The organism is Frankia umida (assembly GCF_023242945.1).
Classification (GTDB): Bacteria; Actinomycetota; Actinomycetes; order Frankiales; family Frankiaceae; genus Frankia; species Frankia umida.
The window spans coordinates 25,254-50,116 of sequence record NZ_JALKFT010000017.1 but is presented as its reverse complement, the minus strand read 5'-3'; the positions used below and the strand labels follow the sequence as shown (position 1 = coordinate 50,116).

Below are 24,863 nucleotides of genomic sequence, written 5' to 3'. Positions count from 1 at the left end.
CGGGCGTCCTACCGTCAGAGGATGACCAGTACCACGCCGGTGCCACTGAGCGAGTCCGGCCTGCTCGCCGCCCATGCCCCGCTGCGGCCGGACCCTGCCGGACCGGCCGAGGATGGCCACGCCGCCTATCAGGCCCAGCTGGGCGGTCCGGTGTACGTCGTCGACTTCGGCGGGCCGGCGGACGGACCGGTGATGGTGTGTGTGCACGGGCTCGGCGGTTCGTACCACAACTGGCTACGGCTGGCGCCCCTGCTGACCCCCACCTGCCGGGTGCTGGCGCTTGATCTCGCCGGGCACGGGCGCACCCCGGCGCAGCGGCCACGGCCGCACGTCGCGGGCAACCAGCGTCTGCTCGACCGGTTTCTCACCGAGGTGCTCGCCGGGCCAGCCGTGCTGGTCGGCAACTCGATGGGCGGAATGATCAGTCTGCGGCAGTCGGTGCTGGCACCCGACACCGTCGCGGGGCTCGTCCTGGTCAATCCGGCGCTGCCGCTGCCCCGCGGCGCCTACCCCGCCCCGATGACACTCGCGTTGTTCGCCGCGCTGTTCGTCCCGCGCCTGGGCACCCACACACTGGCCCGCCGCCGGGCCCGGACGACCCCGCTCGCCCTCGTCGAGGAGAGCCTGGTCCGGTTGTGCGGTGATCCGAGCCGGATCCCGGCGCGGACCCTCGAGGTGATGGAACGGGCCCAGCGTGAACGCGGGCTGACGGCCGGGGCCGACGCGGCGTTCGTCACCGCGGCCCGCTCAGTGGTCGCCGGCATGGTCCGCCGAACCCCCCTGACCGGTTATCTGCGCACCGCGGCCGCGCCGACGTTACTGCTGCACGGCACCCTCGACCGGCTCGTCCCGGTCGCCATGGCCCACGCGGCGGCGCGGAGCCGGCCCGACTGGCGGGTCGAGATCCTGGCCGGTCTCGGCCACATCCCCATGCTCGAGGACCCCGACCAGACCGCCACGATCATCCTCGACTGGCTCGCCCACGAGGGGCGTCCCGCCGCCCAGGCCGCCCGCCGGCCCGGCGCCGGGCCGGCGCCGGGCCCCCTCAGCCAGGACATCCCCACGTCCGCGAACGTGGCTGCCGGTCCGGCGGTGGACAGCTGAACCCGCGGTCCCCGTCGGACGATCCCGGGGTGACGCTGCGGGCGGCGCTGCGCGGCGCCACCCGGCACGCCGACGCCTGGCTGGCCAGCCTGGCCCACCGTCCGGTGCGGCCCGGTCTGAGCGCCGCTGAGGTGCTCGCCCGCCTCGACGGTCCGTTCCCGGCGGCGCCCAGTGATCCGGTGGCGGTCATCGACGCGCTGGTCGAGGCGGTCGGCGGCGGGCTGACGGCCACCGGATCGCCGCGGTTCTTCGGCTATGTCGTCGGCGGCACCCTGCCCGCGGCCCTCGCCGCCGACCTGCTGGCCGTCGTCTGGGATCAGAACGCGGCGCTCGCCTCGCTGTCCCCGGCGGCCAGCGCCGTCGAACAGATCGCCGGACGGTGGGTGAGGCAGGCACTCGGGCTGCCCGCGACGGCCTCGGTCGGATTCACCACCGGCACGCAGATGGCCCATGTGACGGCGCTGGCCGCCGCCCGCCACCGGGTGCTCGCCGAGGTCGGCTGGGACGTCGGCGCCGATGGCCTCACCGGCGCCCCGCCGGTGCGGGTGCTCGCCGGCGCCGACCGGCACACCACCGTCGACGCGGCGCTGCGCCTGCTCGGCTTCGGCAGCCGCGGGATACACACCGTCGCCGGCGACGGCCGGGGCCGGATGTGCCCGGACGCCCTGCGCGCCACCCTTGACACCCTCGCCGCCACCGACACTCCTACCCGCACCGTCGGCGCCCGGCGGGTGCCGACGATCGTCATCGCGCAGGCCGGGGAGATCAACACCGGTGCTGTCGATCCGCTCGGGCAGATCTGCGCGCTCGGGCACGCGCACGGCGCCTGGGTGCATGTCGACGGCGCTTTCGGGCTGTGGGCGGCGACGTCCGGCTCGGCACGCCGCCGCGCGCTGGTCGAGGGTGCCGCGGACGCCGACTCGTGGGCGACCGACGGCCACAAGTGGCTCAACGTGCCCTATGACTGTGGGATCGCGATCGTCGCCGACCGGGCGGCGCACCGCCGGGCGATGGTGGCGCCGGCCGACTACTTCCCGCCCGATCCCGGTGGCGCGCTGGACCCGGTCGACTGGACCCCGGAGTTCAGCCGCCGGGCCCGGACCTTCGCCGTCTACGCGGCGCTGCGCTCCCTGGGCCAGGACGGCCTGCGGGACCTGGTCGACCGCTGCTGTGAGCTCGCCGGGCACGCCGCCAGCCGACTCGCCGGGCTGCCCGGGGTCCGGGTCCTCAACGCGACGCCGGGACCCGCCGGGCACGGGGTCGTCGTACCGCTCAACCAGGTGCTGCTGCGCGTCGAGGCGCCGGGCGGCGAGGGCGACCGGCTGACCCGTGCCGTCACGGCGGCGGTGACCGCGGGCGGGGACGCCTACCTGACCGGGACGGTGTGGCAGGGACGCGCGGCCATGCGACTGTCGGTGAGCAACTGGTCGACCACGCGGGCCGAGGTGGACCTGGCCGTGGACGTGATCGCCGCCGCGGTCGGTACCGCCCGCCGCTGACCGCCTGTTCCCACAGGTGGGAGTGCGGTGATGCGATTCCCGCCACCGTGTGGAGACGCTCGCTTCGGGGGACTATTGCGCCGGAGGCGTTGGCTGCGCCATGCCCCACAGACGGCGGACGCGAGCTGGAGGGTGCGCGTGACGACCAACTGCGAACCGGTGGAAGCCGAGACGTCGAACCGGCCACGGCGGCCCGACGAGCAGCCGCGGGCGGCGGGGACCTGGCCACCGCCGGTCACCGACGCCGCCAGAACGTTGCTGGGGGCGCTGCTCGGCGACACACCGCCGGTGCGGGTGCGGTTGTGGGATGGCTCGACACTCGGCCCGGACAGCGCGACCCGGATCGTGGTGCGCTCCCCGGAGGCACTGCGCCGGGTGCTGTTGCGGCCGGGGCAACTCGGGTTCGCCCGGGCGTTCGTCGCCGGCGACCTCGACGTCGAGGGGGACATGTTCGCGGCGCTCGCCGTGCGGGAGGCGATCGACACCGCGCCGGCGCGGCTGCGCGGCGACCTGTCGGCCATGGCGCCGGCCGCGCTCGCCCTGCTGCGGGCGCTCGGCCCCCGTCCGCCGGCCCTGCCCGCCGAGGAGGCACGGCTGCGGGGACGGCGCCACAGCACCCGCCGCGACGCGGCCGCCATCTCCCACCACTACGACGTGTCCAACGACTTCTACCGGCTCGTGCTCGGCCCGACGATGGTCTACTCGTGCGCGGTGTGGGAGACACCGGAGCACACCCTCGACACGGCCCTGGACCGCGCCCAGACCGAGAAGCTCGCGCTGGTCTGCCGCAAGCTGGGGCTGCGTCCCGGTGAGCGGCTGCTCGACGTCGGCTGTGGCTGGGGCAGCCTGCTGCTGCACGCCGCCCGCCACCACGGGGTGCGCGGGGTGGGGGTGACGATCTCGCTCGAGCAGGCGGCGCTGGCCCGCACACGGATCGCCGAGGCCGGCCTGGCCGACGCCATCGAGATCCGGTTGCAGGACTACCGGGAGATCCCCGACGGCCCGTTCGACGCGATCAGCTCGATCGGCATGGTCGAACATGTCGGCCGGGCGATGCTGCCGACGTACTTCGACAGCCTGTACGGGCTGCTCCGGCCCGGTGGCCGGCTGCTCAACCACGGCATCTCGTTTCCCGGTGATCCGGCGGGCGCGCACCGCGGCCGACCCCAGCTCGGACCGATCCCGCTGCCGGTCGGCCCCGACTTCCTGCGCCGCTACGTCTTCCCGGACGGCGAACTGCACGAGATCGGCCTGCTGACCACGTTGACGCAGGCCGCCGGCTTCGAGGTGCGCCACGTCGAGAACCTGCGTGAACACTACGGTCTGACGTTGCGCGCCTGGGTGCGCCGACTGGAGGAGAACTGGGACGCCGCGGTCGCCCTGGTCGGCCCGGGCCGGGCCCGGGTGTGGCGGCTGTACATGGCGGGTTCCGCGCTCAGCTTCGAATCCGGCCGGTCCCAGATCCACCAGACCCTGGCCGTACGCCCCGACCACGGCCGCTCCGGCCAGCCCCTGCGCCCCCGCTACGACTCCCCCACCCCGGCCGACCCCCGCACCCCGGCCCAGGGCCGGCCCACCACGTAGGCCGTCTCTGCCGGATCTCCAGGGGCCAGCGTGGGGCGCCGGTCAGTGCAGGGTGGGGAAGGTGCGGTCGGCCTTCTCGCCGGTCTCGAGGAGGTTCGCGGCCCGACCGACGACGAGCGGGTCGGGGATGCCGACGATGGACTCGTCCTTGCCGGTGTAGTCGAAGCGGTGCAGCACGTGGCGCATCGCCTCGAGGCGGGCGCGCTTCTTGTCGTTGCTCTTCACCACCGTCCACGGCGCTTCGGTCGTGTCGGTGTAGAAGAACATCGCCTCCTTGGCGTCGGTGTAGTCGTCCCAGCGGTCGAGGGAGGCGAGGTCCATCGGGCTGAGCTTCCACTGCCGCACCGGGTCGATCTGGCGGACGATGAACCGGGTCTGCTGCTCCCGGCGCGACACCGAGAACCACAGCTTGATGACGGTGATGCCGCTGCGGGTCCACATCCGCTCAAGCTCGGGGGCCTGGCGCAGGAACTCGCGGTACTCCCCGGGTGAGCAGAACCCCATCACCCGTTCCACCCCGGCCCGGTTGTACCAGGAGCGGTCGAACAGGACGATCTCGCCGGCGGCCGGCAGATGCTGGACGTAACGCTGGAAGTACCAGGAGTCCTTCTCCCGCGGGGAGGGCTTCTCCAACGCCACCACCCGGGCGCCGCGCGGGTTGAGATGCTCGGTGAACCGTTTGATCGTCCCGCCCTTGCCGGCGGCGTCGCGGCCCTCGAAGGCGAGCACCAGGCGCTGGCCGGTCTCCTTCACCCAGTACTGCAGCTTCAGCAGTTCGATCTGCAGCAGCCGCTTGGCGCGCTCGTAGTCGGCCCGCGCAAGGCGCTCGTCATAGGGGTAGTTCTCCCGCCAGGTGTCGACCGGGGTGCCGTCCGGACGCAGCAGGATCGCCTCGTCGTCGTCCTCGTCCCGCACGCGCAGCCCGGCCAGGCTCGCGGCCTGGGCGCCGACCTGCTCGGCGAGACCGGCCGCACCCAGCCAGCCGTGCAGCCCGTTTCCCACCGCGCCGTACGTCAGGGGGGCCGCCTGGTCGTCGGCGCCCTTGGGGATGACCCGTTCGACCTCGGTCACAGTGGCCTCCCTCTCGTGCGTACGCACGTATGTGCAAGCCTGACCGGCCAACCGTACGGATCCGGCCAGGCCGTCAGTTGACGGGCGGACGAACGCCAGATGACACGAAGGTGGGGCCCCTCGGCCCTGGTCGGGAAGCACACCGACCGCCTGGCGCCCTGTCGGGAACCCGACAGCCCGCCGCGCGCGACGGGGGTTGAGTGCGCGCCGCCGGCGGGCTACTGCGATCATCCTTCGGATGAACTACCCGGACGACCCTCTCGCCAACCATCAGACAGTCACGAGAAGGCTCAAAATTATCTACGGATTGTGATTGTTGCCTGTGGGGATGCGGGCATCGGTGGCGCTACGACACAATTCTTCCGGCCCGACTGTCGCGCCGCCGCCCGGGCCTGGGCGCCCGCAGGAGAGGAACAGGTGTGCTGACCCCCCTGACGTCGGACGATCCGCAGCGGATCGGCCCGTACCGGCTGGCGAACCGTATCGGGGCCGGTGGGATGGGCGTGGTCTACCTCGGGTTCGGCGCGGATGGCGGCCCGGCCGCGGTGAAGGTTCCCACCGGTGGGCTCGCCGACGATCCGGAGTTCCGCGCCCGGTTCCGCCAGGAGGTCGCGGCGGCCCGGCGGGTCCGCGGCAGCACGGTGGCGGCTGTCCTCGACGCCAATCTCACCGGTGAACGTCCGTGGATGGCCACCGAGTACGTCGAGGGTCGCAGCCTCGCCGACGCGGTGGCCACCCGTGGGCCGTTGGACGAGCGGCTGGTCCAGGGCCTCGCGATCGGCCTGGCCGACGCGCTGGTGGCCATCCACGAGGCCGGCGTCGTGCACCGCGACCTCAAGCCCGCGAACATCCTGATGGCCTGGGACGGCCCGAAGGTCATCGACTTCGGCATCGCCCGGGCGTCGGACAGTACCAGCCACACCCGCACCGGCATGCTGATCGGCACCCTGGTCTGGATGGCCCCGGAACAGCTGCGTGGTGAACGGGCCGACGCCGCCGCCGACATCTTCGCCTGGGGGGCGTGTGTGGCGTTCGCGGCCGCCGGCCGTCCACCGTTTCGTGGTGAACGGGCCGAGGCCATCGGTATGCAGATCCTGACCGCCGAACCCGACCTGACCGGCCTGCCCGCCGCCCTGGCCGGGCCCGTGCGCGACGCGCTCGCGAAGGAACCCGCCGCGCGCCCGAGCGCCGCGGACCTGCTGGCCCGGCTGCTGGGCCGGGACCTGCGCTCGGCCGCGGCCTCCGACGAGGCCAGCGAGACCGCCCTCGCCCAGATCTGGTCGCTGCCACCCACCCCGCCCCAGGGGCCGCCCCCCACCGACTTCTCCGCCCGCACCCGACGCGCACCCGACACCCCCCGCCGCGCCGCCGCCGGTTACGGCACCGCCGGTTACGGTGCCGGCGGCCAGGGCCCGGCCGGCCGGGACGCCAGCGGCTACCGAGGTGGCGGTCAGGGCGCCGCCGGCCACGACTCCGGCAGGTACGGCGCGGACGGCTACGGCGCGGACGGCTACGGCGCGGCGTACAACCACGGGGCACAGAACCACGGGGCACAGAACCACGGTCCGCAGAGCTACGGTTCGCAGAGCTACGGGCCGTCGTCCGGGGGGGACGGGGGTCGGTCGGGCGGCGGGCGCGGCGCGATCATCGCCGGGGTGCTGCTGGCGGTGGTGCTGCTGGGCGGTGGGATCGCGGCCGCGGTGGCTCTCACCGGCGACCACGGCGGCAGGGACACACCCGTCACCACGTCCAGCAGCGTCGATGCGACGGCCAGCACCACGCCGACGTCGTCGACGCCGACCGCGCCGGCCACGACCAGCGCCACGACCACCACGCCCAGCACGTCCCCCACCCCGAGCCAGACGCCGACCAGCACGCCGTCGGCGACGCCGAAGGTGCTGTCCACCGACGAGGCGGCACAGATCATCCGCGGTAAGGGCTACGACCCGGACCTGAGCACCTACCAGGAGGACCGGCGGCTCAACGTGGTGATCGGGACCGGTGGGTCCGCCGGGGGCAACCCGCAGCAGTTCGCCTTCGTCTTCGCCGACGGCGAGTACCGCGGCACGGACACCTCGGCGCCGAGCGCCCACATCGCCCTCGTCCGCCAACCGAACAACTACCGGGTCACCCTGCGCTATGCCACGTTCGATCCGCAGGACCAGCCCAACGCCCCCTCCGGCCACGCCGACGTGCGCTTCGAGTGGACGGGCACGGCCTTCACCGCGCTGGACACGATCCCGCCCAACGACCCGAACGCCACGGGCAGTCGCCGGTAGCCGCCGGTAGCCACAGGTGGCGACGCGCCCACCTCGACCGGCTGGGCCCAGCCGGTCGGACCCACACGCTAACGTCTGGAGGCAGCATGGACGGCATCCCCGGACCATGCTGCCACGGCGGCCGGGCCGTCCCGCCGAACGTGATCAGAACGTGATCGAAGCGTGATCGGAGGAGCGACCATTTCGGCGCAGGTCGGGCGGTCCGCGGCGAGCGGTCGACTCCCACGGCAGCGGGGTGCCGGCGGCACCCTCTCCGGTGGCGAGGACGGGCCGTGCTGACCCCGCTGGTCGAGGGTGACCCGCGCCGGGTCGGCCCGTTCACGATCCACAACCGCATCGGCGCCGGCGGGATGGGCACGGTCTATCTCGGGTTCAACGCCGAGGGGCGGGCGGCGGCGGTCAAGGTGCCCGACGCCCGGTTCGCGGGCGACCCCGAGTTCCGGGAGCGGTTTCGTCGTGAGGTCGCGGCGGCCCGGCGCGTCCACGGGCGGGCGGTCGCCGCCGTGCTCGACGCCGATCCGGATGCCGCCGCCCCGTGGCTTGCCACCGAGTACGTCGAGGGCACCAGTCTGGCCGACGCGGTACTGCGCCACGGGCAGATGGAGGAGCGCCTGCTGCACGGGTTCAGCGTGGGGCTCGCCGACGCGCTGATCGCGATCCACGCCGTCGGCGTCGTGCACCGCGATCTCAAACCCTCGAACATCCTGCTGGCCTGGGACGGCCCGAAGGTCATCGACTTCGGCATCGCCCGGGCCACCGGCACCCCCAGCCACACCCGCACCGGCATTCTCATCGGCACCCTGGCCTGGATGGCACCCGAGCAGCTGCGCGGCGAGCGGGCCGGCCCCGCCGCCGACATCTTCGCCTGGGGAGCCTGCGTGACCTACGCGGCGACCGGGCATCCGCCGTTCGCCTCCGAAGAGCCCGATGTGCTCACCCGGATGCGCGAGGACCGCCCGCCCGACATCGCCGGTGTGCCCGACGCGCTGGTCGGGCTCGTCCGGGCCGCCCTCGCCCGCCACCCGCAGGACCGGCCAAGCGCCGCCGACCTGGTCCGCGGCCTGGTCGCGGACCCTCAGGTCCGCACGCCCGCGGATGCCGACCGGGCCGCGGCGCTGGCACTCACACCGTGGCAGTCCCATCCGCCACCGAGCACTCCCGAGCGGCCCGCCGCGGCGCTCGACCCCGACCGACCCGACCAGCCGACCCATCCCCTGGCGCTGCGTCCGACCCCACCGCCGCATGACGACCAGTCGGCCGGCACGGTGCCGGTGCCCCGCCGGCCCGGGCAGACCGACCCGCGCCTCGGCGCCGTGACCCAGCTCTCCGTCCACGATCCACGTGTGCTCGCCGGTGGGGTCGACCGCGGTGGAGTCGTCGCCGTGTCCGGCGGTGCCACCGGTGGGGCCGCGCGTGACTCCGGCGGCGCCCGCGGCCCGGTGGCGGCCGGCGGGTACGACCGCAGTGGCAGTGGTGGTGGCAGCGGCAATGGCGGGGGCGGGCGGGCGGAGGGGGCCGCAGGGCCGTCGGGCGGTGGGCGTCTTGACGCGGTGTTCGGCTGGTTGCCGGCGCCTTGGCGTCGGGCCGCGCCGTTGGCCAGCGTCGCGTTGCTGATCGTGCTGCTGGCCAGTGTCGTCGTCGCGTTCGCCGCCACCGGCGGTGCGCACCCGCGGGTGGAGCCGACTCCGCCGCCGGCTCAGGGCGGTCTGGCACCGGGGCCGGGAGGCGACCCGGGTGCCGGCGGCGCCGGAGCGGACGGTCGCGGTGGCGCGCAGCGGGGCCCGTCGGCGCCGACCCGGAGCCGACCGGTCGGGCCCGATGGCACGCTGGCCCCGTCCCCCGTCGGCCCGTCGGCCACTGCCAGGGTCACGACGACGCCCAGCCTCCCGGGTTCCGCGAGTCCCACGCCCTCCCCGACCACCGGTCCGACCTCCGGGGCGTCCCCGACCGTCGGGCCGACCACCAGCACCGAGCCGACGCTCGGCGCGTCCCCGTCCGCCGGCTGCCCGACAGGCCCACCCAACGGCCAGGCCGGCGGCACACCGCCGCCCTGCTGACGGACGTCCCACCCGGGTCGACCCCGAAGGCCGGGTGGATCACACCATCGCGCCGAGTGGGTCACACCATGACGATCCCGGCGCGGGTGCCCTCGGCGGAGACCAGTGACTGCCAGCCACGCCCGGTCGGGCAGGCAGTGCCGTCCGAGGAGGGGACGTCGCAGGTGGGCGTCGAACCGGCGCTCGCGGTCGACGTCGACCTGCCGGTGGGTCTGATCGTCGGCAACGCCGTCGCCCGCACGGTCGGCTTCGCGGTCGTGGGCCTGGCCGACGTGGGTTCGGGCGATGGTTCGCTGGTCGGCGACGGCGGATCAGGGTCGGGGGTGCGGGTCGGCGACGCCGGGGCATGGGTGGGCGTCGGGGCGCTGCTGGGCTCCGGGGCGGCCGGCGACGGCGTCGCCCGGGTCGGCGCCGGGGCCGGAGCCGCCGGTCCCGCACCGCCACCCGCGCCCCGGGTAGCCGCGGTCGAACCACCCACCCTCGTCCGACCGTCCTGCGAGGTAGCGGGCCCGGTCAGCCCGGTGCCACCCTGACCATCCGCGCCGCCCGGTCCGGCGGGAATGCCCGTCGTGCCGATACCGGCTCCCGGCGACACCGGCACGCCCCCGGACGTCCCTCCGCTGACCTGGGATGTCGGTGTCGGAGCCGACGGCGAGTCGCCACCGCCACCGAGCGCGGCGACCACCACCGCGACGAGCACCAGGGTCAGCCCGATCGCACCGATCACGACCCACCTGCGGTACTCACCCATACGGGAGCGGGAGCCCGGAGCCCGATGCCCGCCACCGCCAGTCGACGAACGCCGATCCCCCACCCCGCTTGTGCCCCCCGGACGGACCGGACGTTGACCGGACGTCCCACGCCCGCCCGCGGCACGCACCGCGGTCTCGGCCGCGGCCGCCGAGACGGCCGTGGACGCGGCGGCGGGAGCACCAGCCGCTTTCTTCGACGCCGCGGCACCACCGGTCAACGGCGGGGCCATGACCGTCACCGCGGAGTCGGGATGCGAACCGCCCGGCAGGTCCGCCGGCTCCGCCCGCCCCGCCGATGCGCCCGACGACCCCGCCGACGAACGTGACCCAGCCGACGCACGCGTGCCCGCCGGCGAACGTGATCCGGAAGTCGAACGCGGCGCTGACGGCGAACGCGCCCCCGAGGACGAGCGGGCCCCGGACGAGCGCGCCCCGGGCACAGCCGTCCGACCGGCCGGTGGTGGTACCAACTCGGTGTGCTCGGTGGGAGCCGTGTCGAGCCCGGGGTGTGGCAGGGGCAGGGGCAGGGACGGCGGCACCGGAGTCGGCGTGGTGATCGGTTCCTCGGCGTCGGCCTCGTCGCCGGTCCTAGCGTCGGTCCCGCTTGCGGTGCCACTTCCGGTGCCACGTGCGGTCTCGGTCTTCGGCTCGGTCTCGGTCTTCGGCTCGGTCTCGGAAGCGGTCCGCGCGGCGGCTGCCGGACGTCCCGTCGCTGACCGGAGCATCGAGGGGATGGCCACCGGGGTGGTCGCCGGCTCATCGAAGCCGGCCACCGCGGAACCAGCGGCATCCGCGGGGACCGCCGCGGCCGCGGGGACCGCCGAGACCGACCGGTTCCTCGGAGCCGACAGGTCAACCCGAGCCCGCGAATCCGCCCGAGCCGACGAGTCCGCGGGGACTGCCGGGTCCGACGGGGACGAGGGGGACGAGGGGGACGAGGGAGCGACGGGAACGGCCGCCTTGTCGCCGGTGGTCGTGGCCGGCAGCGACGTCAGCAGCGCCGCCGCCTCGCCGGACGCGCCCGAGCGGACGGGGACAGGCACCCAGGAGGGAACACCGGTCCGCGAGCGGACCTGCTCAGGCACGGGAATCGAGTGGACCCGGCTCGACGCGGGGGGCGTGTCCAGGCCAAGACCGGCGGCCATCCCCGCGAGACCAGGCAGCAGGGCCCGCAGCTGATCGACGTCGGGCCGCTGCTGCGGGTCCTTCGCGAGCATCGCGGCCAGCACGGCCCACAGCTCGTCGGGGATGCCCGGTGGCCGTCCCGGCGCGAGGTCCGCGTGCGCACGCAGGATGGAGAGCATCTCCCGGCCGGCGAACGGCGCGACGCCACAGAGCATCTCGTAGAGCATCGTTCCGGCGGCGTAGACGTCCGCGGCCGGGCCGACCACTCCCCCGTCGACGCTTTCCGGCGCCATGTACAGCGGGGTGCCGAGCATCCCGCCGGGGACGGTCAGGCGGGTCGCCGAGGCGCACAGCCCGGCGATCCCGAAGTCGGAGACCTTGGGCTGCGAGGTCCCGTCCCGCCGGTCGAGCAGCACGTTCTCCGGTTTGAGGTCACGATGGACGATGCCCAGCCGGTGCGCGGTCGCCAGCCCGGTGAGGATGTCGACGATCAGGCCGACCGCCTCGGCGGGCGGTAGCGTGCGCCGTCGATGCAGTTCCTGGCGCAGGTCCGAACCGTCGACGTACTCCATCACGATGGCCAGATCACCGCGTTCGGCGACCAGGTCGTGAATGGCCACCACGAACGGCGACTGAACCCGGATCAGGATGGCGCGTTCCCGCATGAACCGGGCGACCACGCCAGGGTCGGCGGTGAAATGTGGCAGCAGCAGTTTGAAGGCAAGAACATTGCCTGCCTCGTCATGGCCGCGCCACACCTCGCCCATACCGCCCCGGCCGACCCGGGTCAGCAGGGTGTAGGAACTTCCCAGCCTTCTAACCACTGCTTCTTCTCACCACTGCTGGCCATCACCACTTCGCTACGCAGTTCCAGGTCGATTCCGCCGGCGTCTCCCCCATGCGTCGCGCGCGTCGCCCCCTCCCGCGCCGGAGCCGGCAGCCTGACTGCCGTCGTTCTCCGTGCGCCCGCGGGCACGGACCACTACCCGGCGGTCCCAGGTGCGGTCCCTGGTCAGGATGCCGGACGACGCCGAACGCACGGTCCGAGGTGAATATGGGTTTCATCACCGGGGGTGGACGGTTCCCCCGCGAACCCGTCGGTATGCCAGGCCGCAGCCACCGTGACGGGTCCGCGACCCGCCCGCATCCGGGTGGCCACCACCATCCCGAGGGCCACCTGGATGGCCCGAACGGGCAGCCCACAAACGGGCCCGGTCCCGAACCCCGACCGAGACCCTGGAATGCCGAAGGGGCCTGGAACGCCGAAGGGGCCTGGAACGCCGAAGGGGCATAGCCCTGATACCGAACGCCGCAGACCTGATACCGAACGCCAGCAGCTCTGGAACCGGGGACCGGGGACCTGATGCCGAGGCCTGGTAGGTGTGATGCCGAGGGTTGTTCAGGGATTGCGGCCTCTCCCTACCAAACAACCCTCGGCATGCGGCCGAGGCCGGCATGTGCACGAGCGGACGAACAGGCGGACTAATGGGCGGATGGGCGAACGACCGACCGTGGCCTCGTCACGGCTGGGTCTGGGTCTCGGCCTCCGCCTGGGTCTCGGCCTCGGTCTCGGGACGGGCCTGCCACCGCTCGCGGTGCAGGACGTCGGCCAGCGGGCGGCGTCGGGCCCAGCCGTGCCGCTCCAGGTCGGGCAGTTCACGCAGGGCTGTCACCGGGCCCAGGCACAGCCAGGCGACCGGGCGGATGCCGGCCGGGATCGCGAGCAGGTCGCGGACGAACGGTTCGCGGTAGAACGACACCCAGCCGACGCCGAGGCCCTCCGCGGTCGCGGCCAGCCACAGGTTCTGCACCGCCAGGCAGACCGAGTAGAGCCCGGTGTCGGCGATCGCATGCCGGCCCAGCACCGCGGGGGCACCGCGGGCCGGGTCGTAGGTGACGACCAGCGACAGCGAGGACGCCAGCACCCCGTCGATGCGGATCGGGGCGAACCGGGCGGCCCGCGCGGCGTCCAGGGACTCGGTGAACACCGCCCGCTCGCGCTGGACATGCGCGGCGAAGGCACGCCGGGTGGCGAGGTCGGTGACGACGACGAAGTCCCAGGGCTGGCTCAGCCCGACACTCGGCGCGGCATGCGCGGCGGCGAGCACGCGGTGCAGCACCGCGTCGGGCACCGGGGCGCCGGTGAACTCGCCGCGTACATCCCGGCGGCGATACAGCAGGTCGTAGAGGGTTTCGGTCTCGATGGTGCGACGATCACGTTCGGTGGACACGCCAGGCTCCCGCTGCCGGGCCGCCGGTGAGGGCGGCGCTGTGGCGGGGCCGGTCTTCGGACTCCCGGATCGACGCCGACCGCCCGCCTTCCCAGGCCGATCCGGCCCAGTGGCTGCGTGGGAGACGCGTGGGCGGCTGCTCCCCGGTCACCGCGGCGGGCCCGTGCCGGACTTCCACCGGCTTCCCGATTCTTCCCGGTCACCCGGGACACCCCGCATACGTTGCCGGGGCGGACGCTACCCGCTCGCCGGCTCCGGTCCGCCGGTTCGTCACCCGTCCGGGCCAGTCACGTCCGGGCCAGTCACGTCCGGGACGAACGACGCGACCGTCGGCGCAGGAGCGGCGGGAGAGCCGGCGGGTTGCGGCCGAACCGTGAAAACGGCGCCCGGGCCCATTTCCCGAGGACTTTTCACTCCGGTATGGTTCCTCCGAGCAGCCGGGCTCACCGGAGTGCAACTGGTCGGATCACGTCGGACGGGGAGCAGCGTGACGGTCGGCCCGGGATTCCCGCCTGGCGAACGTCCAGTGCCGGGTGTCGGCACTGGCGGCCGGTGGGAGCTGCCCGGACTACCCCTTCGCCCGCACGATCCGGACGAAATCGGACCATATCGCCTGCAGCGTGTTCTCGGCGAAGGCGGGATGGGGACCGTCTACTATGCCGCCCGCGACGGGGCCGCCCCGGTGGCGGTCAAAGCCATCCGTTCCGAGTACGTCCTCGCGCCGGGTTTCCGGGGCCGATTCCTGCGGGAAATCGAGAACGCCCGGCAGGTGCAGCCCTTCTGCACGGCGGCGGTCCTCGACTTCGACACCGGTGACACCCCCTACCTGGTGACGGAGTATGTCAACGGCCCCGATCTGCGCCAGCAGATCACCTCCGGTGTGCCGCTGTCGGAGCACGACACCAAACGGTTCGCGATAGGTGTGGCCTCGGCGCTGCGGGCCATTCACAACGCCGGGGTGGTGCACCGGGATCTCAAGCCGGCGAACGTGCTGCTGGCCGTTCTCGGCCCGCGGGTCATCGACTTCGGGGTGGCCGCGGCGCTGGTCGGGCCCGCGCGCACGGGGGCCGACCGCGGCGACGATCCGGACGTCCCGCAGTGGCTGACCCCGGCCTACATGGCCCCGGAGCAGGCGCAGCGCGCCCGCCATCAGGGCAGTTTCGACATCTCCCGGCCGGCGGACGTCTTCGCCTGGGCCGGTGTGGTGCTGTACGCGGCGACCGGCCGGGCGCCGTTCGGTGAGGGCAGTTTCGCGGAGCTGTTCGACCGGGTCGTCTACGAGGAGCCGGACCTGTCCGGCCTCGCCCCCGACCTCGAGGTGATCGTCCGCCGGGCGCTGCACAAGAACCCCTACCGTCGCCCCGACGCCGGCCAGCTGATCGCCAGCCTGCTGGGGGACGCCGAGGCGGAACCGGCCGACCAGGTCTGGGAGACCACGATCATCGCGCCACCGCGGCAGACGGTCCCCGAGCCGACCGGGAGGCCCCCTGACATCCGGTCCCTGAACGGCGATGCGGGCGGCGCGAACGGCGCGGGCGCTGGAATCGCCCCCGGCACCCGGGCGCCGGAGCCGGGGCGGCCACGGCGCCGTCGGCGCGCGGTGGCGGGCCTGATCGTGGCCATCGCGGCGGTCCTGGCCCTGGTCGCCGTGCTGGTGCCGACCTCGCCGATCTCCCCGTGGCATCCCTACGCCCGGCTGGGGGCATGCTCGACCGTCAACATCTACACCGGGCAGCACGGCACCCCGTACAACGCCTACGGCAAGAAGCTGGCCGCCCGCATCACCGAGCGCTATCCCGGTACCGCCGTGGATGTGCTGGCCACCAACGGCACCGGCGACAACCTGCTGCGCCTGCAGGACCCGGCCGGCGCGACCTGCGCGATGGCCGTGGTCCAGCTCAACACCACCGTCGACGCGCGGTTCGGGGTCAACCAGTTCAGCAACATGCCGCTGACCGACCTGCGCACGGTCGGCCCGCTCTGGTTCGACCTGCTCCACCTGATCGTGCGGGCCGATTCGCCGATCACCACCGCGGCGCAGCTGTGTGACCGCACGATCTCCACCGGCCTGAAAAGCTCCGGCACCGAACAGCTTGGTCAGGTGCTGTTTCAGAACCTGCTGAAATGCACACCGTCGAAGGTGGCCAGCGACCTTCCCCGGGGCCTGGCGGATCTGGCCGCCGGCCGCATCGACGGCCTGTTGTGGGCCGGCGGGGCACCAACCCCGCAGATTGTGCGGGCCCTGGGTGACGGGCTGCGGATACGGCTGTTGCCGCTGGCCGACGAACTTCCGGCGATGATGGCGAACTGGGACGCCGCCTACCGCTTCCGGCTCGGCTCCAGGTTCATCGCCGGCCGGGTGTACGAGTCGGTGCCCGTGACCTCCGGCGACTACGGCGACGTGCCGGCGGTGAACACCATTGGTGCGCCCAACGGGCTGGTCGTCGACAAGGGCGCCGATCCGGATCTGGTCGCTTTCGCCGCACGCACCCTGGACATCCACCGCGCCGACTTCGAGTGGGCCCTGTGGGGGGCCGACGACGGGCGGCAGTTCCGCTCCGTCCACGACGCCATTTCGACCAGCTCGCTGTACTGCCTGGTCCCCCTGGCCAGCGCGGCCGAGAAGTACTACGAGGGCCTCGGTATCCGGGCGTCCTGCGCCTCGCGCTGATCCCTCGGCCGACCGTCGCCTTCCCCTTGTGTCACCGGGGATCGCCGCGTCACAAGGGCTGGTTGTGCGACACTCGAAATGCGGCCTTGACCTTCTGCCTGACAGGTGACGTTTCGGCTGCCGGTTTCGGCCACCGAGCGGAAACCGTCGGGGATGAACGGGAGCGCCATGGCTGACGCCACCCTCGGTCTGTACCTCACCGACGTACGCGGACTGAGTCTGGACAGACTCCGCACCAGCACCGACGACACCCTTCGCCACGAGGTCGATCGTCTGCTCGACGACCTGGACCCGCGGTGCGCCTGGCACAAGCGGGCCGATGACGGCGGTGGCTGCTGGCAACGGCTGCACTGATGCCCTCCGCGCCGCCCGGCCCGGCCCACCCGGACCCGGGTGTGGCACTGCATCAGCTGTCCGGGGCCGACGTCGACAGTCTGGCCCTGGGTGAGCTCGAGCCGGCCGTCGTGCGGCGCCTGCTGGACGCCGAGATCAGCTACCGTCGCATCGCGATGCGCGCGGCCCTGGACCTGCTCAGCGCGCGACCGGGGGCGCCGGGCCCGCTGGCCCCGGTGGACGAGGCCTGGGAGCTGCTGGTCGAGGCGGAGCGCCGCAGCCCGCCGGCCGTGCGCGCGGTGCTCGACCAGCCGTTCACCGGGGCGTGGGCCGCCCGGCTGCTGCGCCGGCTGCGCGACCGGTCGTCCGCCAGCGCGCCCCTGTGGGTGGACGTCGGCTACCTGCACGCCCTGGCCGCCGCCGCAGCGGTGCGCTCCGGCTGTGCCTGTGACCTCGCGGTTCCCACCCGCCACGGCGTCGTTCATCTGCCCTCCCTCGGCCACGCGCACCTGAGCGGGCTGGACCCCTGGGACATCGCGACCGTCACCAGCGGCACCGCCGACCCCGCCCCAAGCCCTGATCCGCGCACCGGCACCGGCACCGGTGCGGGCCCGGGTCCGGCGGTGTGGATCGTCGGCCCGGCGGACAGGGTCCGCGTGCCCACTGCCGACCCACCCGACGGCCCGCCACCCCCGGACGACCAGCACGCGGCACCCCGATGGCGCCGGACCCGCACGGTCGGCGGCAGGCTGATCCTCGAGGACGCCGACCCGTACCGGGTGGCGGACAGTGACGCCCGGCCCGAGTGGCTGCCCGCCGCGGAGATCGCGCGGTGGCAGCGGTGCCTGGCCGCGGCCCGGGAGGTCCTGCGCACCGGCCATCCGGGAACCGCGGCGGCGGTGGACGCGGCGATCACCGCGGTCGTCCCGGCGCCGTCCACCACCCGCTTCCGCTCGTTCAGCGCGACGTCCGGCGATGCCGTGGGCAGCGTCGTGATGTCGTTGCCCCCGGACGCGGTGGACGGCGCGGTCACCCTAGCCCACGAGCTACGCCACGGCGTGCTCGGTGCCATGCTGCACCTGGGTGATCTGGTCGACCCGGCGGCGGCGCCGCAGCTGCGCCGGGTCCCCTGGCGCGACGATCCGCGGCCGGCGCGCAGCGCCGTCCAGGGGGTGTACGCGTTCTTCGGTGTCACCGACTTCTGGCGGACCCAGCGCCGACATGCCCGGGCAGACGAGGCCATGCTCGCGCACTTCGAGTTCGCGCTGGGCCGGCGCGCCGTGTGGGAGACCGGACGGGACCTGCTGCGGACCGGGCCGCTGACCGCCCTCGGGCGCCGTTTCGTGACCGGTGTCGTCAGCACGGTGGCCGGTTGGCTCTCCGAACCCGTCCCGGCGCAGGCCCAGCGCCTCGCGGAGCTGGTGACCGCGGACGCCCGCGCGCTGTGGGAGGCGCACCATCTCACCGTGGCGCCGCGCGCGGCCCGCGCACTCGCCGTGACCTGGCAGGCGGGCGGTCCGCCGCCCGTGGGGTCGTCCGCGCCGACGGGGCGCCTCGAACCCGATCCGGACGCCCGCGCCCTCGACACCCGGGCCTGCCTGGCCCGGCTGTGGCTGGCCGACCGGGATGCCTTCCGCGGCGTCGAACGCGACGGCCCGGCGCGGGTCTATCGCGGCGCCACCGACGCCGACTGCGCCCTCATCCGCCGCGACCACGATCTGGCCCTGACCCGCTACGCGACGCTTCTGCACCCGCCCGGCGGTCAGTCGCCCCGGCCCAGCGGGCAGTGGCGCCCGTCCGGTGCGCACCGGCGGGCGCTCGTCGGGCTGGGTCTGGCCCTCGGCGATCGGCACCCGGCGGGCCGCGTGCTGCTGCGCCGGCCCGACCTGGTCGCGGCCGTGGCCCGGCAGGTCAGCGGCGGGGTCCTCCCGGCACGGCTGGTGGAACTCGCCGGGTGGCTCGCCCCCCTGGTCCCCCTCGTCCCCGCGGCGGAACGGTCGGCTCAGATCGGCATCGGGTCGATGTCGCAGTCCAACCGAATCCAGGCGACCACCTGACGCGCGGCGGGATGGTCGCGACCGAGCACCATGTCGATCCGGAGCAGCGTCCTGGCCTGCTGCTCACGGGCCTCGTCGGTGCGTTCGAGGGACCGCAGGTCCATCGCGAGGTTCGCCGCGACCGCCAGGGTGGAGGGATGCCGCTCGCCGAGGGCGTCCGTCGAGGTGGCGAGGGTCAGTTCGTCGCGGTCCGCCGCCGCGGCGAACCGTCCGAGCGCGTGCAGGTCACTGGCCAGGTTCGTCGCCGCGGCGAGCGTGCTGGGATGCGCGGCGCCGAGCCGCTCGGTGTAGGCGGCGAACGTCTGCTCGTCGCGGTCCAGAGCGTCGGCGGCGCGGCCGGCGAGACGCTCGATGACGGCGAGGTTGACCGCCGCGGCCAGGGTGTGCGGATGGGTCTCGCCGATCTTGTCCGCGTAGCGGCGCAGCGTGCGCAGGCACACGTCGCGGGCCTCCTGGAGCAGTCCGGCGTGGCGCAGGTCGATCGACAGTCCCAGCGCCGCGACGAGCGAGGCCGGGTGCTGTCCGCCGTAGCGGCGGAAGAAGCGCTGCTCGACCTCGCGTGAGAGTTCCAGCGCCCGCGGATGGTCGCCGGCCTTGCGATGCGCCACCGCGAGGTAGCGGCTGGCGTGCAGCCGGGCCGGATGGTTCTCCGTCAGGTCGTACAGCCGCCGGAAACGGGCCTCGATGCCCTCGTGCGCGGTGCGGGCACCGAGATAGTCGCCGAGCTCACGGCGGTCCAAGGCGACCCCGGTCAGGCTTTTGAGACTCTCGGCGTGGTCCTCGCCGTACAGGCGCACCGCCTGCGCCCAGGTCTGTTCCCCCAGCACCACGGACTCGCTGTACCGGCCGAGCAGGCGCAGGCAGACCGCCACGGTGTGGGCGGCGTTCAGGGTCTGCGGATCGTCGGGGCCGAACGCCCGGCGGGCCCGGGTGTGGGCATCCCGCGCGATCTCGAGTGCCGCCGTGAACTCGCCGCGCCACCGCCGGTCGGCACCGATGTTGCCCATCAGCTCGTTGGTCATCTCGGCGTCGGGGCCGTTGACCCGCATCGACAGTTCGTAGGTGCGCTGGTTGACCTCGGCGGCCTCGGCGTAGCGACCGACGACGACGAGCCCCCAGCCGAAACGCAGGCTCATCTGCAGGGTGTAGGGGTCCTCGTCGCCGAAGTCGGCCCGCCAGGCCTCGCTCACCCGGCGGGCGAACTCGGCGCTGCCCTCGTGATCACCCCAGGACCACAGGTAGTCGCACAGGTTGATCAGCAGCTGACGGACCCGGGGGTCCTCGCACCGCTCGGTGTTGGAGGCGACCATGTGCGGATAGAGATCCGCGTAGGTCGACCACAGCCCCGGGTTGAGCGGGTCGTTCGGGTCGCTGGCCGCCAGCATCACATGGGCGCCGTGGCGCATGGTTCCCTGCTGCGGCGGGGTCATCCGGTTGACCAGCACGGCCTGCACCAGGCGGTGCATGACGATCGAGTTGTCGCGATGGTCGATGCGGGCCAGGGCGAACCGGTGGACGTCGCGGATCGCCCGGCTGAGTTTCACCGGGTCGCGCAGCGCCTCGTCCAGGGCTGGGGAGATCGTCTCGTTGAACGCCCGGGACAGCAGTTGGCGGGAGATCGGCGTCGGTGCGAAGGACGCGCACACCTGCAGGAGTTCCAGCGCGGCCGGGTTGCTCTCGGCCAGCCGGTCCAGCGACACGTTCCACGCGGCGGTGACCGGACGCGGGTAGTCGGCCGGCGGCGTGTCGAGCAGCTCGGTCAGCTTGTCGTCGAGCAGCCTCAGGTACTCGGCGGCGGACATCCCCGTCTCGGCCCGCCAGGTCGCGGCGGTCTCGATCGCCAGGGGCAGGTCACCGAGGGCGGCGGCGAGCCGGTCGGCGTCGGTGTCGCTGAGCGGGCCACCCCGGCTGCGCAGCAGGTCGACGCTCTCCTCGCGGCGGAACACCGCCACCTCGAGGGGACGACTCACATGGCCCCAGCCGGGATTACGGGAGGTGACCAGAATCCGTCCGGTCGAGGAGGCGGGAATGTACTCCCGCACGGCCGCGGGATCGTCGGCGTTGTCGAACACCAGCAGCCAGCGTGGGTAGGGGTCGCCCAGGCGCAGGGCCTCGATGACCTGGCGCACGGCGACGTTCGCCTCGGAGCCGACGTCGAGTCCGAGCCGCTGGCCCAGCTCGATGAACGCGTTGGCGATCTGGACGCTCTGCTCGGCGGGAATCCACCAGATCACATCGAAGTCACCCAGATGCTGGTAGACGTACTCGGCGGCGAGCTGCGTCTTGCCGACCCCGCCCATCCCGTGCAGCGCCTCGGGCAGCACGGAGGTGATGCCCTCACGCAACCGGGCATCCAGGGCGTCCAACAGGTCGTGCCGGCCGGTGAAGTGCGGATTGCGCGAGGGCACGTTGCCCCACAGCCGCGGCAGGTGACCCGTGGACGTCAGCGAGGTCGCCGCCGCCACGGTGGGCCCGCCGGACTCGGTGGGCCCGATGGGCACCGCCGCGTGCGGGTCCGGTGCCCTGGTGCCGGGTTCGGACCGGTCCGCGACGTCGGCGTCCCGTCGGCTGGCAGGCACCGCGCTCGAGGGCCCAGTGGCCTCGGTCATGAGTCGACCCACCCCAGTGATACTACTCATAGTGATGTGCTTTTCACTTTCAGTTTCGGGATGTGGATGTGGTGTCGGGGCGACCGCGCGACGCACTCGTTCGACGTCGGAGTGGGTGAGCTGGGCGCGCAGGGCGCCCCGCAGGTCCGGATCGGCTTCGAAGGTCGCGCGGGCCGCACCGGGGGCCAGCAGGCCGAACGCGAACACCTCGGACAGGTCCCGCCGGTGGGCGCCGGCGATGCCGGCGACGGCGCGCAGACCTCGCCGGCCAAGCGCGGGAACCGCCGCCAGCAGAGCGGCCAGGCGCTGCGCGGCGGGGGACGCGTAGGCACCGAAGTTCGCCAGCCGCTCCGCGGCTGACGGCGCCGACAGCGGTACCACCGGGTCCGCCGCCGAGGCGTCCGGACCGGTGAGGACCGCGGCGGTCTCGAACCAGCTCGCATCACGCGCGGCGACGAACCGAGCCCACCGGGCGATCCATCCCGCGTCGATCTCCAGCACGGGCACCGGCGCCGGCAGCGTGGACGGACCCGGCCGCTCGGCGCCCCCCGGCCCGCCGTAGTGCCACCGGCTCACCCGACCGGGTTCGTCCGGGCCGACCCCCAGCATCCGGACCCGCGTGGCACGCAGATCGCTCTGGTGCCAGGTGTGCGCCGCGAGCACGTCGAGGACCGCCACCGGCCCGCCGGTCGCCCACCCCGCGAGCACCCGCGCCATCTGCCCGGACTTCCAGGCCGGACCCACCCCGTCGGTCAACAGCCAGGTCATCCGGGTCACGGCGCGGCCCTGCTCGGGCAGGCCAGGGTCGACACGGCCCGGCGTGGACCGAAGGTAGCTGACGGCGACCGTGTGGAACGCGGGCTGGGCGCGCAGTGTCTCGGCCAGCGTGGGCACGGCGTCCGACCACACCGCGGAGAAGGTCGGGTTGGCGTCGACCACGAGATGCAGATTCCAGGCCACCGCCGGCAACGGATGCAGGGCACCCGTGAGCGTCTCGGTGAAGCCGTGCTCGCCCCAGCCGCTCGAGGGCAGGCCACCGCGGGGTGGCTCCCGCAGATACCGCAGCCGGGTCGGCTTGTCGGGCTGATCGTCGGCCGGCTGGTCCGCGCCGGGAGCGTCGTTCGGCGTCATGCGAACTCCCACCGGGTCGGCTCGACCGGCGACGACGCGACCCGGGTGCGCCCGGCGACCCGGCCGGGATCGTCCCACAGCAGGGTCGCCGTACGCCGGGCAGCCGCGTCCCGGACCTTCGCCGGGTCACCGAGCGCCGTGAGGTCGCCCAGCGACTCCAGCCGGGCGAGGTTCTCGAGGCGGAACCGGTGCGGCAGGTCGAGCGGACTGCCGGCCAGCAGCAGCGCGATCAGCGCGGCATCGCCGGCGGGCCGGTCGGGGTCGGCGTGCTCCCAGGCGGCGACGCCGATCCCGGCCTGCAGCGCGGCGGCGAGCTGGCGCTGGGCCGGCGTTCCGGGCATCGGCGGGCCGCTGATGGCGACCGCGGCGATCCGGTGGTCGGAGTCCAACCCGTAGACCCCGACCTGGGCGGCGTCCACCGCCAGCAGCGCACCCTCATCGGCCTGGGTGAGCGCGGCCCAGCGCTGCAACCAGCGAAACCGGGTGGCGATCGGCCAGTGGGCGCGCTCGAAGCTGCGCACCACCAGCGCATGATCCTGCAGCAGAAAGCGGTGGGTGCCACCGACCGACCGGCCCCAGCCGGTGACCGGCAGGGCCAGCTGTTCGGCCGGCAGGACGATCTCCACCGTCAGGGCGGCGAGCTCACCGGCGGGCAGCTCACCGGCGAAGACCTCCTCGGCCTCCTCGACGACGATGGCCGCGATCTCCTCGAACTGTTCGGTCGTCGCCAGCCGGGCCGGGCCACGGTGGGCGACTGGCTCCCCCGCCCAGCCCAGCCACCACGCCGCGCGATAGGTGTGCGCCGGCCCGAGCGGCTGGAACTGCAGGAACGCCACGCAGGAACGTCGGGTGCGGGCCCAGCTGGAACAGGCGGCCGCGGCCAGCCTGGCCTCGTTGAGCCGCGGGGTGAGCGCCTCTCGGTAGGCCCGTGCGCACAGCCACGCCTCGACCCGCACCACCGTGGCCGGCGTGAGCAGATCGGCGCAGTGCAGCAGGAACACCGCGTGGGGCGCCACGGTGCCCGGCTGCGGCTCCCGACCGGCCGCCCACACGAACAGCTGCCAGGCATCCGCGCAGTGCTGCGGCGGCTGGGCCGGGTAGCAGGCCTCCCGAAAGGCCCGGGTGGCCGACCGGGCCGGCACCCCGCCGAGCTCCGCCCGCAGCACCTCCCACAGGTCACCGGCCTGCTCGGCGACCTCGAGGGCCTCCCACTCGCCCTGCAGGCGGCGCAGACCGTGTAGCAGCGGGGAGCGCGGGCGCAGATCCTCGACCGCGTCGACCAGGGTCTGCACCCCGTCGGCGAGGTCATCGACGCATCCCGCCACGAACTGGTAGCACCAGTCTCGGGGAACGTCGAACTGCGGCAGGTACAGCCGGACCCCGGCGCGCCGCTCGAAGCAGCGCACCAGCAGCGCCCGCTGGGCCGGGTCGGTCGGGGCGGCGCTCTGGTCAAGCACGTCGACGAAGTCACGCAGCAGATCCGCGCGCAGCGCATCACGCCGCGCGGACGGCAAACCACGCTGGGCCACGGCCCCCCCGGGTGCTCGCACCATGCCCGCCAGCGGCTGCGCACAGTCGCGCAGCTCGTCGTATCTGGCGCACAGCGTAACGCGGCGGGCGTACCACAGCGACCTTCGCGTCGGGTGACCGACCGGCTCCGGACCTTCCCGCTCCAGACGCGTCCGTTCCCGCGGGAGGGCGATCGTCATGTGCGGGCTGCCCCTCAGGACCCGGCGGCGGCGAACACGGCGTTGAACGGATAGCTCGCGGCGGCGGCGGCCAGGACCCGGCGGCGACCCTCGACGATCAGCCCATCGCCGAGCAGCCAGGACACCTGTACCCAGAAGGTGGCCGCGTCGCTCGCGGCGATCGGAATCCGCTCCGCCGGCAGGCCGGCCGTGATCAGCAGGTGCCGCGCGCCGGCCCCGGCACCGAAGACCACCGCCAGTTCCCGGATCTCCACGGGCGTCAGCCGCACCGGTGGCGGGGCACCCGGCCCGCCCACCGTCGCCATCTCCGCCGGGTTCGCCGCCGAGGCCGCGCTCGGGGCCGCCGCGACGATCTGGTCGACCTGCCGGGCCAGCCGGGAGTCCGGCTGCAGGTCCGTCACCGCGCGACGCAGCGCGGCGAGCCCGCCGGGTTCCCGCGCCAGTTCGAGGACGAGCGCGGTGAACCACTGCCGTGGCTCGTCGTACTCGGCCAGATGCAGCTCGCGGCCCGGACCAAGATGCCCGACGACCAGGTCACGCAGGAGCCGACGGGCGGCGGCGCGTTCGAGGGTGGGGGTGTCGGCGAGCGCGGTCACCAGCCGCGCCAAGGCGCTCCGGGGGTCGTCCGCCCCGCCCTGCGCGCACACCTCT

General features: G+C 73.9%; 14 protein-coding genes and 1 riboswitch. Of the genes, 8 read left to right on the top strand and 6 right to left on the bottom strand.

Features of this window, described 5'->3' with window-relative positions; genetic code table 11:
• Window positions 1-21: 21 nt before the first annotated feature.
• The 3 genes from MXD59_RS16905 to MXD59_RS16895 all read left to right on the top strand — a co-directional run bounded on the left by MXD59_RS16905 (window position 22) and on the right by MXD59_RS16895 (window position 4,187).
• Entirely contained in the window at window positions 22-1,104 is a 1,083-nt protein-coding gene (locus tag MXD59_RS16905) for an alpha/beta fold hydrolase (protein ID WP_248825676.1), read from the top strand.
• Window positions 1,105-1,133: 29 nt separating this feature from the next.
• Window positions 1,134-2,603 carry a pyridoxal phosphate-dependent decarboxylase family protein gene (locus MXD59_RS16900; RefSeq protein WP_248825675.1) on the top strand — a complete coding sequence of 490 codons (1,470 nt, stop codon included), beginning with the start codon at window positions 1,134-1,136 and terminating at the stop codon, window positions 2,601-2,603.
• 138 nt (window positions 2,604-2,741) lie between these two features.
• Window positions 2,742-4,187, top strand: coding sequence for a class I SAM-dependent methyltransferase (locus MXD59_RS16895; RefSeq protein ID WP_504858356.1), 1,446 nt, complete (start codon window positions 2,742-2,744; stop codon window positions 4,185-4,187).
• A 42-nt stretch (window positions 4,188-4,229) separates the two neighbouring features.
• On the opposite strand, the gene ppk2 is transcribed toward MXD59_RS16895, so the two are convergent.
• Window positions 4,230-5,258: a polyphosphate kinase 2 gene (gene ppk2, locus MXD59_RS16890; protein ID WP_248814778.1), complete on the bottom strand. Its 1,029-nt coding sequence runs from the start codon at window positions 5,256-5,258 to the stop codon at window positions 4,230-4,232.
• A gap of 419 nt (window positions 5,259-5,677) precedes the next feature.
• On the opposite strand from ppk2, the gene MXD59_RS16885 reads away from it, so the two are divergent.
• Both MXD59_RS16885 and MXD59_RS16880 read left to right on the top strand, forming a co-directional pair.
• Window positions 5,678-7,537 (top strand): protein kinase domain-containing protein, encoded by a 1,860-nt coding sequence (locus MXD59_RS16885; protein WP_248825674.1) that lies wholly within the window; start codon window positions 5,678-5,680, stop codon window positions 7,535-7,537.
• Window positions 7,538-7,809: 272 nt separating this feature from the next.
• The gene (locus tag MXD59_RS16880; RefSeq protein ID WP_248825673.1) at window positions 7,810-9,594 is read left to right on the top strand and encodes a serine/threonine-protein kinase; all 1,785 of its coding nucleotides are present in this window, start codon (window positions 7,810-7,812) and stop codon (window positions 9,592-9,594) included.
• Window positions 9,595-9,655: 61 nt separating this feature from the next.
• Here the strand turns inward: MXD59_RS16880 and MXD59_RS16875 are convergent, their stop codons facing one another.
• Together MXD59_RS16875 and bluB are read right to left on the bottom strand one after the other, a co-directional pair.
• Complete coding sequence (locus tag MXD59_RS16875; protein WP_248825672.1) at window positions 9,656-12,295, bottom strand: serine/threonine-protein kinase; 2,640 nt, start codon at window positions 12,293-12,295, stop codon at window positions 9,656-9,658.
• A 696-nt stretch (window positions 12,296-12,991) separates the two neighbouring features.
• Window positions 12,992-13,702: a 5,6-dimethylbenzimidazole synthase gene (gene bluB / locus MXD59_RS16870; RefSeq protein WP_248825671.1), complete on the bottom strand. Its 711-nt coding sequence runs from the start codon at window positions 13,700-13,702 to the stop codon at window positions 12,992-12,994.
• Between the two features lie 41 nt (window positions 13,703-13,743).
• A riboswitch (cobalamin riboswitch) is annotated at window positions 13,744-13,921 on the bottom strand.
• Window positions 13,922-14,075: 154 nt separating this feature from the next.
• Here bluB and MXD59_RS16865 point away from each other — a divergent pair.
• The 3 genes from MXD59_RS16865 (at window position 14,076) to MXD59_RS16855 (ending at window position 18,763) form a co-directional block, all read left to right on the top strand.
• Window positions 14,076-16,373: a serine/threonine-protein kinase gene (locus tag MXD59_RS16865; RefSeq protein WP_308301729.1), complete on the top strand. Its 2,298-nt coding sequence runs from the start codon at window positions 14,076-14,078 to the stop codon at window positions 16,371-16,373.
• A 168-nt stretch (window positions 16,374-16,541) separates the two neighbouring features.
• Entirely contained in the window at window positions 16,542-16,727 is a 186-nt protein-coding gene (locus MXD59_RS16860) for a hypothetical protein (protein ID WP_248825669.1), read from the top strand.
• Window positions 16,727-18,763: an HEXXH motif domain-containing protein gene (locus MXD59_RS16855; protein ID WP_248825668.1), complete on the top strand. Its 2,037-nt coding sequence runs from the start codon at window positions 16,727-16,729 to the stop codon at window positions 18,761-18,763. The genes MXD59_RS16860 and MXD59_RS16855 overlap by 1 nt, the downstream gene beginning before the upstream one ends.
• On the opposite strand, the gene fxsT is transcribed toward MXD59_RS16855, so the two are convergent.
• Genes fxsT through MXD59_RS16840 form a run of 3 tightly spaced genes read right to left on the bottom strand, consistent with a single transcriptional unit; the run spans window position 18,709 to window position 24,859 of the window.
• Entirely contained in the window at window positions 18,709-22,503 is a 3,795-nt protein-coding gene (gene fxsT, locus MXD59_RS16850) for an FxSxx-COOH system tetratricopeptide repeat protein (protein WP_248825667.1), read from the bottom strand. The genes MXD59_RS16855 and fxsT overlap by 55 nt on opposite strands.
• Window positions 22,500-24,212, bottom strand: a complete 1,713-nt coding sequence (locus MXD59_RS16845; RefSeq protein WP_248825666.1) for a VMAP-C domain-containing protein — start codon at window positions 24,210-24,212, stop codon at window positions 22,500-22,502. The genes fxsT and MXD59_RS16845 overlap by 4 nt, the downstream gene beginning before the upstream one ends.
• Window positions 24,213-24,226: 14 nt before the next feature.
• Complete coding sequence (locus MXD59_RS16840; protein WP_248825665.1) at window positions 24,227-24,859, bottom strand: effector-associated domain 2-containing protein; 633 nt, start codon at window positions 24,857-24,859, stop codon at window positions 24,227-24,229.
• Between the last annotated feature and the right edge of the window lie 4 nt (window positions 24,860-24,863).